12 protein-coding genes are annotated in these 12,824 nt (G+C 58.5%); all 12 read right to left on the bottom strand.

Translation table 11 applies throughout. The features are described 5' to 3' along the window. Positions 1 to 38: 38 nt before the first annotated feature. The 12 genes from tssG to tagF all read right to left on the bottom strand — a co-directional run bounded on the left by tssG (position 39) and on the right by tagF (position 12,823). A complete protein-coding gene (gene tssG / locus M2406_RS09650) occupies positions 39 to 1,112 on the bottom strand; it encodes a type VI secretion system baseplate subunit TssG (protein ID WP_112363591.1) in 1,074 nt (357 codons plus the stop codon). After that, a complete protein-coding gene (gene tssF / locus M2406_RS09645; protein ID WP_112363592.1) occupies positions 1,109 to 2,995 on the bottom strand; it encodes a type VI secretion system baseplate subunit TssF in 1,887 nt (628 codons plus the stop codon). The genes tssG and tssF overlap by 4 nt, the downstream gene beginning before the upstream one ends. 4 nt (positions 2,996 to 2,999) lie before the next feature. After that, positions 3,000 to 3,575 carry a type VI secretion system baseplate subunit TssE gene (locus tag M2406_RS09640; protein WP_012145732.1) on the bottom strand — a complete coding sequence of 192 codons (576 nt, stop codon included), beginning with the start codon at positions 3,573 to 3,575 and terminating at the stop codon, positions 3,000 to 3,002. Positions 3,576 to 3,577: 2 nt separating this feature from the next. After that, positions 3,578 to 4,393: a type VI secretion system accessory protein TagJ gene (locus tag M2406_RS09635; protein ID WP_310473597.1), complete on the bottom strand. Its 816-nt coding sequence runs from the start codon at positions 4,391 to 4,393 to the stop codon at positions 3,578 to 3,580. Positions 4,394 to 4,410: 17 nt separating this feature from the next. After that, positions 4,411 to 5,397 carry a type VI secretion system-associated protein gene (locus tag M2406_RS09630; protein WP_259189758.1) on the bottom strand — a complete coding sequence of 329 codons (987 nt, stop codon included), beginning with the start codon at positions 5,395 to 5,397 and terminating at the stop codon, positions 4,411 to 4,413. A gap of 30 nt (positions 5,398 to 5,427) precedes the next feature. Then, positions 5,428 to 6,201, bottom strand: a complete 774-nt coding sequence (locus M2406_RS09625) for a PP2C family serine/threonine-protein phosphatase (protein WP_012145729.1) — start codon at positions 6,199 to 6,201, stop codon at positions 5,428 to 5,430. Continuing rightward, on the bottom strand, positions 6,201 to 7,919 hold the full coding sequence (gene tagH / locus M2406_RS09620; protein ID WP_259189756.1) for a type VI secretion system-associated FHA domain protein TagH: 1,719 nt from the start codon (positions 7,917 to 7,919) through the stop codon (positions 6,201 to 6,203). The genes M2406_RS09625 and tagH overlap by 1 nt, the downstream gene beginning before the upstream one ends. A 222-nt stretch (positions 7,920 to 8,141) precedes the next feature. Continuing rightward, positions 8,142 to 8,624, bottom strand: a complete 483-nt coding sequence (locus M2406_RS09615) for a type VI secretion system tube protein Hcp (RefSeq protein ID WP_012145727.1) — start codon at positions 8,622 to 8,624, stop codon at positions 8,142 to 8,144. A 280-nt stretch (positions 8,625 to 8,904) separates the two neighbouring features. Beyond that, a complete protein-coding gene (gene tssC / locus M2406_RS09610) occupies positions 8,905 to 10,410 on the bottom strand; it encodes a type VI secretion system contractile sheath large subunit (protein ID WP_012145726.1) in 1,506 nt (501 codons plus the stop codon). Positions 10,411 to 10,413: 3 nt separating this feature from the next. Next, complete coding sequence (tssB, locus tag M2406_RS09605) at positions 10,414 to 10,950, bottom strand: type VI secretion system contractile sheath small subunit (RefSeq protein WP_259189754.1); 537 nt, start codon at positions 10,948 to 10,950, stop codon at positions 10,414 to 10,416. A gap of 104 nt (positions 10,951 to 11,054) precedes the next feature. Beyond that, complete coding sequence (tssA, locus tag M2406_RS09600) at positions 11,055 to 12,080, bottom strand: type VI secretion system protein TssA (RefSeq protein WP_259189752.1); 1,026 nt, start codon at positions 12,078 to 12,080, stop codon at positions 11,055 to 11,057. 23 nt (positions 12,081 to 12,103) lie between these two features. After that, positions 12,104 to 12,823, bottom strand: coding sequence for a type VI secretion system-associated protein TagF (tagF, locus tag M2406_RS09595; RefSeq protein WP_017893252.1), 720 nt, complete (start codon positions 12,821 to 12,823; stop codon positions 12,104 to 12,106). Position 12,824 lies beyond the last annotated feature (1 nt).

Genomic DNA, 12,824 nt, shown 5'->3' with positions numbered 1-12,824 from the left:
CGTGGCGGAGCGCTATGCGGCTCAGGCCAAAATAATAGTCAGAACGGGTTTTCCAGCGGTTCGGGGCTGAAGATCAGATCGTCAAGGTCGCGTTGCTGACGGGCGTCCTCCAGCCAACTGCTTAATCCCAGGCGCTGGGCACCGCCGAGTTGGGTACCGCTGAGCTGATCCTTGGCCAGGATCAGCCGCAGTTCCCAAACAAACTCAATGCCCAGATACTGGCGCACCCAGTCACGCAACTGCCGGCACAGTTCGGCTCCGGGCAGGAAGCCTTCATAGTTTTGTTGCGACATCGGCCCCAGTTCGATGCGGAATTTGTGCTGAATATCGCGCACGGCAATCCCGAGGAACGAAGACTCACCGAGCCGGGGGGCGCCGCGACCGGCCTTCAGACGCGCCTGTTCGCGTGGTTCTACCCGCAGCCAGTGCGGGACGTTTTCCACGATGCGCACCGGCACCTTGAAGTACTGCTGCAAGATTTTGCTCAGCCCTTCCGGATCGCGGCTGTGGCGAATCAGATGACCGGCCATAAAATGCTTGGCATGGGCATTGATGCTGTCGCGCTGCTGCTGCGCCGGCTGGCCGATGCCAATCAGGCTGGAAAGGTATTGGTCGAAACGCCGGTTATCCTGACGATCCAGCGATACCGTGGGCTGTGCGTCGGCCCAGGCGCGGTAAAACAGCAGCGTCAGCCGGTGGTGAAACAGGTTGGCAAAGGCCAGCAGGGTGGTGTCCTGGTGGTGATAGACCCGTTCACGCACGTATTCGGTCAGGTGCAGCGGCAGCGGCCCGTTGGGGCCAAACAGGCCAAAGCTGAAAATAGAAACGTCGTGCAGCGGGCTTTGCGGCCGTGGGCTGACCTGTGCCAGCGTCGACGGAGCGAACGACAGTGAAGGTTCTTGCCCCAGCCGCAGCATCTCATGGCGCGGCAGGGGGGCACGGCCCAGCAGGTATGGCTGGCCGCCCTGGGCGTCGAGGCGCCGCAGCAGCTGAAACAAATCGTGTTTATAAGGCGCATTGCCGAGCCGCAGCCAGAAATCCTCCGGCAGGCGGTGCAAGGCATTGATCTGTGGCGGTGCCGTCAGTTCCGCCTCGGCGTCAAGAGTGCTCAAATCAGCGTCCTTTTGCCCATGCGCGCCTGCCAGTGAGCAATTTCACCGCGCTGCTGGCTGGAAAGCGTCATTTCGGTAAAGGTGTTCATCGCTACCAGCCGGGAGAACAAACGCTCCAGAACGCTACCCAGCAGGTAGGGGCTGCTGCCGGAGAACGACTGTTCATCGACGGTCAGGTCGATGGCGATACCGCGGGCAAACACGATCGGCCCCGGCTCGGGCACCCGGCGGTATACCGGGCGCAGGTTACAGTGGCGAACGCCCTGGATCTGCTTGGTGATCGCCGGCTCGCTCAGGTTGCCGTACAGGCCGAGCAGCTGACGCAGGCTGGCAGCCCCCTGTTCCGGGTCGCCGTCCATCATGCTGAGGTAGTTCAATTGCAGTTGGCTGATCAACCGCCAGGTGATCATGCCTTCGGCCAGCGCCGGGCGCGGCGGCGTCGGGCCTTTTTTCAGCGACACCTGTTTGATCGGGATCGAGTCCGGCATCACGAAATTGCCCTGATCCTGCTGCAACAGCATCAGCGGCAGATCGCGACTGGTACACAGCACGTCGGCGGTGAGGTATTTCAGGTCGCTGTGCCACGGTGACTGCCGTTCATCCACCAGCGAGACGAACACTTCCGAGCCGACATAGCCGGTGCGGGTGCCGTAGCGACGGGCGTGTTCGGACAACGTGCGCTGTTCGCGCCGCAGTGAAAAGTAGGCGCCGTAGTTGCCGTCATCCGCGCTCAGGGTGCTGTAAAACGGCCGGAATTCCTGCTCATAGCGTTTTTCGCTGGCGCTGCCACCGAGCCGCTGAACAGAGAACACCTCATAATCAAGCGGACGAATGTTATCGACCACCAGATGATATTCATGGCTTTTTTCGCTGACCGTGATGCGTTCGGCGACCTTGGGGAACAGATTAATCACCGGCGTGCAGTGCAACGCCAAATGGGCGACGTCGATTACCCGCTCCAGTGCCGCATCCTGACGGTCAAGCAGCACCAGGATCTCAAACTGCCGCAGCGTTTTTTTGCCTTCGCGTACGCTTTGCAACAGTGGGCGTATGCCATTGACGCTGAAGAACTGAAAGCGCGCCGGAAAGGCAAAATACTCCTGCAGCAGGCGATAGCCTTCAAAATTGCGCAGATCGTTCGGCAGCAGTGCCTGATCGGCGGCGAAGCCTTCCTGTCGCAACCCGTCCAGCGCCAGCACCCGCCGCTGCGGTTGCGCTTCCACCGTCTGGCAAATCAGCCCGACGCTGTGCTGCATCAGCAGTTCCAGCAGTTGCTGTGCCTGCAAGTCCGGGCCGGAGAGATAAAACATCAACTGGTCCAACTGCAGGTTGTTGAGCGTGACGCTGTCATAGCACTCCAGCCGGATGCGCAGCGCGCTGACGCAGCCACTGTGCTGCAACCCCAGAGCGGCCAGTGGAATATCGGCCGGAATGCCGCCCAGTTCGACGCTTTTCAGCCGTACCGGCTGCAGCGTGACGTCGTGCGCGGTGGTGTAGCTGCAGGTGATGCCACTCTTTTTCAGCGACTGGCTATCCATCATGGTGCCGCGTGGCACGACAAAGCCGTTGCTGATATCGCCCTTGTTGCTGTCGGGTTGCAGCTCGGCAATCGCCATCGATGGCGTTGGCGACAGATAGTTGGGGTAGATGATCTCCAGCAGACGCTGGGAGAAACGCGGAAACTCTGCGTCCATCTTCAGTTGTACGCGCGAGGTGAGAAAGGCAAAGCCTTCCATCAGACGCTCGATATAAGGATCCGCTACGTCGATACCGCGCATGCCAAGGCGGCCTGCCACTTTGGGATATTGCTCGGCGAACTCTGCGCCCATCTCACGCAGATAGGCCAGCTCGCGGTTGTAATAGTCTAAAAGTTTACTGTCCATCGGCTTACCCTATGTCTTTCAGATCGAAGTGGCCGTTCTCCAGGTCCACGTCGGTACGGAACAGAAACTCCAGCGGATAGGGCACGCACCACAGGCGCCCCTTGATTTCAATCGACAATACGTTGTGCAGCTCCAGCGAGCCGGTATCTGAAATGCAGCGCACCTGCAGCCCTTCGGGCAGGATGCGCGGTTCGAAATTGAGGATGGATTCGGTCAGCGCCAACTGAATATCCTGCCATTCGATGTCTGACATGCGTTTGCCGGCCAGCGAGGCGATGCCGTAGTTCAGGGTTGAACGCCGTACCTGCGGAAAATCGCCCAAATCGAGACTGGCTTCGCTGTTCACGCAGTTAAACAGCCACTGCAGGTCGCGCAGCACCCGGCGGCGCAGTTCGCTGTGCGAGACCAGGTTGCGCACCTGAGCTTCCTTTTTTTTCTGTGGTTCGTCGTCAGTCAGCATGTCGAGCAGCACCGGCTGCATTTTGTCGCGCGAGGTCAGGCGTTCGCTATCCTGGCGGGAGCGATAGCCCTGACGGCGCAGGTCACCATCATCATGTTGGGTTGGCCGCTTGCTGTTCATCGTCAGGCGCTCGCGTTAAAACTCAGGTGGCGCAGGCTGTGTAGCGGGAACTCATCGTTCTCGCTCAGCCAGGTTTTCAGACCCTGACCGGCGTAGTGCGGCCCTTCGCCCAGCGCTTGCCATTCGGTGCGTTTGCCGAGCAACAGCGCATCGTCACTGTTTGCAATCAGGGGATAGCGGACAGGCAGTTGGCAGACCTGCTCGCGACCGTCGTTCAGTCGCACCAGTGCATGGCTCCACACCAGATCAACGGCGCTTTGTGGGGCCTGGAACTGAATTTCCGCAATCTCGGCGAACGGCAGCCAGTAATAGGTGCCGTTCAATGCCAGTTCGCAAACCGGGCCGAGACGACCATCACCGTCGGTCAGCCAATCAAACGCCACGGGTTGTGGCCGTTCAGCCAGGGTCAGTTGCCCGGCACTGGCCGGTGCCGCTTCCAGCGCGTCGTCGCGCAATGCCTGCGCCTGTTCGGTTTCGCCCAGGGCATCGTGGCGCAACGCCTGGATCATGGGTTGCAACCAGGGCTGACTTTGTTGCAGCAGCGCGGGAGGGGCCTCGCCGGCGAACACCGCCTGACGCTGCAGTTCCGCGTTGACCGATTGCATTAACAGCAATGTGGTGGGCTGGGCGATGGGCTTCAATGCCTGCCAGGATTTCAGCTGCGCATTGGCGCGCTGCCAGTTGCCGGCCAGACACAGCAGTTGCACCAGAGCGGCACGCAGATCGGCATCCGCCGGTCGCGCTTTGATTTCATTTTCCACTGCGCCGATAGCGGCGCTGACCGTGCCGCCTTGCAACATGTTTGTTAATGATTTCACAGGGCTTTCCTTAATAATCAGTGAGTGGCGTTGTTAACCGTCAGGTAGCTGCCACTGGCAGGGTCAAGACGATCGTCGGCCAGCTTTTCCACCAGCTTGAAGTTCAGCGGCGTGGCCGGGCTGGCAAGCAGTGGCTGCCAGGCGCGCTGTGCCTGCTCAATACGTTGTTTGACTTTGGCGGTGTCTGCGGCTTCTGCACGCGGCATTTCGACGATCACTTCGCCGTTAAATGACCAGGCGTGAAGCTGCGGGGCGAAAGGTAACAGCGCGAAACTGCCCGGTGCCTGCGGGTTGGCACCGAGGACTAGCCGCTGCACGTTGGCGCTGATCACGTTCAAGGGGTGTTCACCCACGTTGATCTTCACCAGCGGATAGCCCTGATAGAACGACAATGCCGGCGAGGCGGTTTTGCCATCTTGCTGTAGCGTGACGCTGCTGCTGCCGTTTAACCAGCCGTCATCACCACAACGCAGGGCGTCGCCACTCGGGATAAACAGCGCGCTGCCGTTGGCTTCTTCGCTCCAGTAGGTGCGGAAATGGCAGCCCTGCGGCAGGTCAAACTTGGGCACCGGCGTGCTGTCTGCCTGCGGCGAGGTGACCGCCACGGCGGCGGGGATCACCGGCGTTGGGGGTTCAGCCGGTTCGACGGCCTGCTGTTTGTGTACCGGCTTCCAGCCCCGTGCCTTGCTGGCTTCGCCGGACGCCAGTTTTTCACCGCGTTTGTCGGTCAGTGTCCAGGGGAGTTGGCTGGCTTTGGCACACTGCTTTGCCAACAGATTGCCAACCCGTGGCAGGAAGTCGTCCAGCACTGCGGGATCTTTGCTCTGTGCCGAAACGATGCGCAGCGGGATGGTTTTGCCGCACCAGCTTGCTGGTTGGCTGTTTTTGACGCCATCGATAAACACTTCCAGCTTCTGGCTGGGGGAGTAGACCAAGCGATAATTCGCCGCCTGCGCGGCCGGTATCGCCATCAGGGCGATAAATCCGGGCATCCAGTATTTCATAGGTAACCTTGCTGTGAATTTGTACCTGACTCAGTCGCGGGACAGAAACCGCTCCGCATCCGCCAGAGAATGCAGCAGGGTGGTTTCCTGCGGTGAGCCAATCCAGACGGCGATAGCGCTGTAGTTATCGCTGTTATTATTTTTCTTCCATGCCTGCTCCATCAGGGCAATCCACTCGCTGGGGGAGTTGACCATATGTAGCGATTGTTCCAGTTCAGACTGGCTAAAGCTGTGCCAAAAACCGTCGGTACACAGCAGGAAAACGTCGCCGTCTTCCAGTTGCAACACGTCGCTGTAACTGGCGTCGCGTTCTTCATTCAGGCCCAGGGCGAAATACAGCAGGTTGCTGTTGATGCCGCTGGTTTGGTAGCCGGCGTCCTGCATTTGCTGGATCAGGCTGTGGTCGGTGGTCACCGAATGCAGGTAGCCGCGCCGGAACAGGTACAAACGGCTGTCACCGGCGTGCGCCCAGTAAGCCAGTTGGTAATCGCGATCGATAAACAGGCTGACCAGCGTGGTGCCCATCTTGCCGTATTCGTCCGACTGCCGTTGCTGCTGGTGGATGGCGGCATTGGCACTGGCAATGTGTTGGCGAATGCTCTGGGCATTGAGATGTTTTTCACCGTCGAAGTTTTGCAGGATGGTGTCGTGTGCCAGTTTGGCGGCAACGTCCCCACCGGGAAAACCGGCGATGCCGTCACAGACCACGAAACAGGCGGCGCGGTTACCGACCACTTCACCGGTCTGATCCTGATTAGAGGCGCGGCCGCCCTGATTGGAGGTAGAGGCTATAGTGATATTCATTACGCGTCCGGTTGGGTCTGTGAGTCTTTATATTGATTCACTTCAACGTCATAGGCGTGCAGGAAGGCTTCGCCGAACAGGGTGTGAAAGTCGTCTTCGATTTCGCCGGAGGTCTGCTGATAACTTTTCACGAAGTAATCCCACAGCGCCGCCTTGCGGCTGGCCGGCAGGGACAGACGAGGTGCCGCACCTTCCTTGCGCGCCTCCTCTTCGAGGCGATCCGGATTGAACGACTGCAGCATGGCGGCGATGATGGCGCGAATACCGGCGATCATGCCTAACTGGTGTGCCTGCAGGTCGATCAGTGCGTCGCGTACCGCCTGTTCCGGCGGCATAAACCCCGGCATTTTGCTGCCGAACATCTGCATCAATACCGTTTTGCCCGAGGGCAGCAGTTTGAACGGGTTATTGGCCTCGTCGAGGATCATGGTCATCTCGGCCTTCACACCGCGCTTAAGGATTGAGCGGGAAGAGAGCAGGGCGACGGTCCCCTGAGAAAACAGGCTCAGCAGCCGACCGGCCTGGCGGAGCTGTTGCTCATCAAAGTGCGGCTGTGGCTGCAGGTCATCCAGACCCACCCCCTGCAGTAATGCGGCTAACAGTGGGCCTTCCAACCGCTCACCCGCAGGTGCGCTACCGTTTTGGGCACGCGCAGTCTGATAGGCAATCGGATCGATACCCAGGCGGTTGGCCGGGCGTGGACGCGGTTGCGGTGAGGGCGGTGGGGTTGAAGGCGAAAACTGTGGCTCAGGTTGCGGCGCGGCTTTGGGTTGCGGTGCTTCCACCGGGGCAGCCATCACCGGTTGCTGTAATGGGGACGCCGGTGGTGGCACCGCAGCCGGAGGCTCTGGCTGTGCCAGGGGGACAGCGCTGCCCATCAGCAGGCCGAGCGGATCGTTGCTGTTCAACGCGTCCGGCGACGTGGGGGCAGAAGAACCGCCAAACAGCGCCAGCGGATCGAGCTCCTGGGCATTTTTTTCCGCCTCAGCGGGTTTGATCGGCGCAGCCTGGCTGGTGGTCGGGCGTTGTTCGGCCAACAGCGCACTTGGGGTGGTATCGGCCAAAATAGGATCGCGCTCGAAGGTGGTGTCGGTGTTGAACAACATTGCCGGATCGGTTTGCTGCGACTGCAGTTGACGTAGTTCGACGTCGCCCGCCAACTGCGCCAGCGGATCGGCCGGGTTCATCTCAGGCTCCGGCGTTTCCAGCAGCGGATGGCTGTCCTGATTAATGACCGGTGCCGGGGGCGCAGTCACCGCCGTGGCTGGCGTGAACTCTTCTACCAGGCTGTCCCAGATCTCATTCGGGATGGGGGCTGCCGCTTTCTCTTTGGCAGCCGGCGTAGTGACTGGCGCGGTGTCGGCGGTTTTAATTGCCGGCTGAGCCTGTGGCGCAGCCGCTTGCTGTAAGGAGCTGACCTGGATCTGGTAATCGTCGATACCGAGAATGTCACCATCCTGCAGCTCCACCTGACGGCCGCGCTCCAGGGGAATATCGTTCAGCAACACGCGGGTGACGTTGCCACGGTTGGTTACGCGGCATTCGCCATCAGCAGAAATATGTACGATCGCCTGCAACCGGGAGATGGCACGCTCTTCGTCCGGCAATACCAGGTTGTTGTCCACGCTACGGCCAATGGTGCCGCCGGGCGGCAGAAAGTCGCAGCTGCTCTGTGGCGGAACCTGGCCACTTTTATTTTTGACAATAGAAAATCGCATAAGGCATTCCTGCTGATTAGGATATATTGCAGTTAATTATTATTTCGGTGTCTGGTTTGCCAAAATTGGCGGTTATTTTGGTAAGCCGGTTGGCATGCGGTTTTTTATTTTGTGACTGACTTTTTATTTTAATATTAATGGCGAGATGACTGCAGGCACGAATAGCCCGATTTACTAATGAGAGGGTATAAATAGCCCCCGGCCGGAACCGGGGGAAACAGATTAAGCTTCGCGGTTTTCCTTGATATTCCAGCCTGCGCTGCTTTCTGCGCCTTTGCCGCCTTTATCGCTCTGCTCCCAGTATTGCTGTTTCACTTTCGATGCCTGGAAGGAGTAGGTTACGCCCACGGTGTCTTCACCGCCGGCACCGGTGTACTGCACGGCAGTGACCAGCACGTCGTCCAGAGTGATTTTGACGTATTCAACCTGGCTGCCACCGGCTTTACAGACTGACAGTTCAATCTTGGTCAGGTGTTTACCGCTGGAGCAGTGCTTCAGCAGCGCCGGGGTTGATTTGTCGACCAGCGCATTGACATGCAGATCGTTAAAGCAAACCTTACCGGCACCGCCACCACCACCCACGCTCATGTTGCCTGGTTGAGAAGCGCCCCAGGAGAAAGAAGTAATGTCGGTCCAGCCTTTGTGATTTGAATCTTTAGATTCACCGCTGGCACCTTCAACTTTCAGGAACATATCAATAGCCATAGTATCTTCACTCTTTATTAAGGGTTAACAGTAGTATTAACGTTGCGTTGAAAAATTCAGGTAATAGCAGCAGGAATTGAAAATTTGGCAATGCACTACCATTTAATATCCTTGTGCCATGCACCTTATTAAATACCGAATACTATCGGTATTAATTACCGAGCCATCATTAAAAAACGACAATGGCTCAATGCTGATTACTGCGGGTTATCCTGCTGATAACCATCATGGGGATTACCGGCAATGTTTTCACCAGACCCACGGCCTGACTTTCAGCACGTCAGGATGCGTCGTTCTGCTTCAGTGAAGGCAGTTTCGATACCAGACGCAGGGAGACGGTCAAGCCTTCCAATTGGTAATGTGGGCGCAGGAAGAACTTGGCGCTGTAGTAGCCCGGGTTGTCTTCGATCTCTTCCACCTGAACTTCCGCAGCGGCCAGCGGTTTGCGCGACTTGGTTTCCTGCGAGGAGTTGGCCGGATCGCCATCCACGTAGTTCATGATCCAGTCGTTTAACCAGCGTTCCATATCGTCGCGCTCGCGGAAAGAACCGATCTTGTCACGGACGATGCATTTCAGGTAATGCGCGAAGCGGCAGCAGGCGAACAGATAAGGCAGACGGGCGGAGAGCTGAGCATTGGCAGATGCATCGGCGTCGTAGTATTCGGCCGGCTTTTGCAGCGACTGGGCACCGATAAAGGCGGCAAAGTCGGAGTTTTTCCGGTGTACCAACGGCATGAAGCCGTTCTTGGCCAACTCGGCCTCGCGACGATCGCTGATGGCGATCTCGGTCGGGCACTTCATGTCCACGCCACCGTCGTCGCTCGGGAAGGTGTGGCACGGCAGGTTCTCTACCGCACCGCCAGACTCCACCCCACGGATCGCGGTACACCAGCCGAACTCTTTGAACGAGCGGTTGATGTTGGCGGCCATGGCGTAGGCGGCGTTGGTCCAGGTGTAGTTACCGTGGTTCGCGCCGTCGGTTTCTTCCTCAAAGTCGAACTCGTCAACCGGATTGGTTCGGATGCCATACGGCAGGCGCGCCAGGAATCGCGGCATTACCAGGCCCAGATAGCGGGCATCTTCCGATTCACGCAGGCTGCGCCAGGCGGCGTATTCGGTATTTTGGAAGATTTTGGTCAAATCGCGTGGGTTGGACAGCTCCTGCCAGGATTCCATCTGCATCACGCTCGGTGCGGTACCGGCGATGAAGGGGCAGTGGGAGGCGGCGCTGATTTTCGCCATCTCACCCAGCAACTCTACGTCCTGTGGGCTGTGGTCGAAGTAGTAATCGCCCACCAGGCAACCGAAGGGTTCGCCGCCGAACTGGCCGTACTCTTCCTCGTACACTTTCTTGAAGATGGGGCTCTGGTCCCAGCCCACACCTTTATGGCGCTTCAGCGTGCGGCCCAGCTCCTGCTTGGAAATGCTCATAAAGCGGATTTTCAGCATTTCGTCGGTTTCGGAGTTGTTGACCAGATAGTGCAGGCCATGCCAGGCGCCTTCCAGCTTCTGGAATTCGGCGTGGTGGATAATCTGGTTAACCTGTTGCGACAGTTTTTCGTCTATTTCGGCGATCAGCGCCTGAATGGTGCGATAGGCGTCAGAGGAGACCGTCACGGTGTTTTCCAGCGCCTGCTGCGCCAGAGTTTTTACCGCATTTTCCACCGCTTCCTTGGCCTGATCGGTCTTGGGGCGAAACTCTTTGTTCAGCAGCGCGCTGAATTCATCGCTGGAGAAAGCTTCGCTGGTCTGCAGCGCTTTTTGTTGCTGAGGCGAGTTGCTCATCGATTAGTCCTCACGCTGATTGTTGTCGTCCGTGGTGGCCGGTTTCGGCGCATCGGTCAGGGATTGCAGTAAGGCCGGGTTTTGCAGGATTTTGGAGATCAGTTCTTCAGCGCCGTTTTTACCGTCCATATAAGACAACAGGTTGGAAAGTTGGGTGCGGGCGTCCAGCAGGTTGTCCAGCGCGTCCACCTTGCGGGCAATCGCCGCAGGGGAGAAGTCTTCCATGCTTTCAAACGTCAGATCGATATTCAGTTTGCCTTCGCCGGTCAGGGTGTTGTCGACCTGATAGGCAACGCGCGGTTTCAGCGATTTCATGCGTTCATCGAAGTTGTCGATGTCGATCTCCAGGAACTTGCGCTCATCAACGCTCGCCTGTGGATCAACCGATTTCCCCACCAGGTCTGCCATCACGCCCATCACGAACGGCAACTGGATTTTGCGCTCTGCGCCATAAATTTCGACATCGTATTCAATCTGTACGCGCGGTGCGCGGTTGCGGGCGATAAATTTCTGCCCGCTACGGGATTTCGAGTTTGGCATGATTTACTCCATCTAATGGCGATTGGGAACGCGCCTCTTCCGGCTTGGAGAGTCAGGTTCAAATGCGGTTATGAGTATCGTTAAGAGAACAAAGGGGTCGGCGGCTAGTTGTTCTCCTCGTTATCGGGGCGACCTAGAATGGTCTCCAGTTGGTTAAGACCATCGGGTGCCAAATCACGGATTATTTGCATAAAGTCCAGTGCAATCAGCCGCTGTACCCGGTCGATCATCAGCGGCGCCGGGTGGCTGGGCTCATGAAGACGGAAATAGTGTTTTACCTTGTCCAGCATCAGTTGGGCGTCGTCGCGTGACTGAATTTGCGCACTGCGCCAGTTGAGCGTGGTGGCCGGGGCCGCTGCGGCAGCGCTGGTCGGTGGTTCGGCGGCGTCATTTGGCTGTTCGGGTGACTCGCTGACCGGGGTGCTGTCCTGGCCGAACTGAGCGACCAGGGCGAAAATTTTTGTCAGGTTGTGCATTTCCGGCAGGGCGCTTTCGCCTAAATGGCGAGTGACCGTAGTACGGATGGCTGCGAGGGTTTCGGCGATGCGTATCACCAATTGCGCCTCCGGGCGCTCCGGCTGAGACAGTTCATCCTGCAGGCGCGCACGGCCGCCAGGAAAGGTCGGGCACTCGAGCTTACTGCCGTCGAGCAATGCTCCAGCGTCGCGCAGCGAGATTTCACCGGTAGCCCCTTTCAGCAGCGGCGCGGCGCGCACGCTGGTGGTCAGCGCGGCCTTGTCGCCGAGATCGGCCAGCACGTTGATGCGAAACAGCGGGTCAGCCTCGCCGTCGAACTCCAGCAACGGCAGCAGCGTGTCCCAGTAGCGCTCCAGCGCCTGGTGGATCAGCATCAGACCGTCGGCGTAACCTTGCAATCCGCGCAGTTGCGTCCAGGCGCGGGTCAGGCACAGCATCACCCGTAAATCTTTGGTACGCATCAGCAACGTGGTCGCGAGCCGTTCCACCTGCACCCAGTCCGGTGCTTCTGCCGGAATGATAGTGCTGCCGAACTGCTGCTCGCTCTTACCGGTCGCAGCCTGCTCCATCGCCAGAAAATCGGTGTCATATTCCAGGTTTTCGCCGCAGGGATTTTCTGCGTCAACCGGGGCTAACAGGGTGTCGATAGCCATAAAATTTCCTTCAACAGGCGAGATTAATCAAACATCTGCGGATATTGACCGCCACGACCGGGGCGCGCCCAGCCATTGGGTTCAAACAGCAGAGAGAACAGTTGCACGGTAAGGTTACCGCTGTGCACATGGGTATAGAGCGGATGCCCATCGGCCTGATTGGTCCACCAGAAACTGGTGTATTGCGCCGGGTCGAAACAGTCGGCCGCCTGTTGCCAGCCCAGGCCGGGTACGTCTGGATGCTGGAAGCCGATAATCGACAGGATCTCGGAGTCGGCCTCCGCCGGTGGGGTCGGCAGCGCGGGGATTTCCAGCAGCGAACGGTCGAGCTGCTCGGCGGAAAAACCGTTGCGCACGCCATTGAGCAGTCGGTGGCCGAGCTGGTTGTACCATTCCGCCGCCATGTTCAACTGCTGAGTTCGCCAGTCTTGCTGGCAGAACAGGCGTAGGGCGCAGATCGGGTAATGACGTCCCACCCGGTCACGAGCGGGCAACAGGCAGCCCATCTGGACATACTGACTGCCGAGCGTGGCCGGAATGACGAAGTTCCATACTGGCGCATTGCTGAAAGGATTTCCGTTCGGGCCCGGTGGATTGCGCTGCAGATTCACCAGGCCGTTATGGAACCAGTGGGCCCAATTGTTAACCACCATATCCGGCAGACGACGCTGCAGGAAGTCACCGGCGGAAGGGATCTTGCCATACCAGCCAATGCTTGTGGTTGGGATCAGGTCATTGCTCATC

The organism is Serratia sp. BIGb0163 (assembly GCF_024809935.1).
In the GTDB taxonomy this organism is placed as follows: Bacteria; Pseudomonadota; Gammaproteobacteria; order Enterobacterales; family Enterobacteriaceae; genus Serratia; species Serratia quinivorans.
This window is presented reverse-complemented; position numbering and strand designations above follow the sequence as displayed.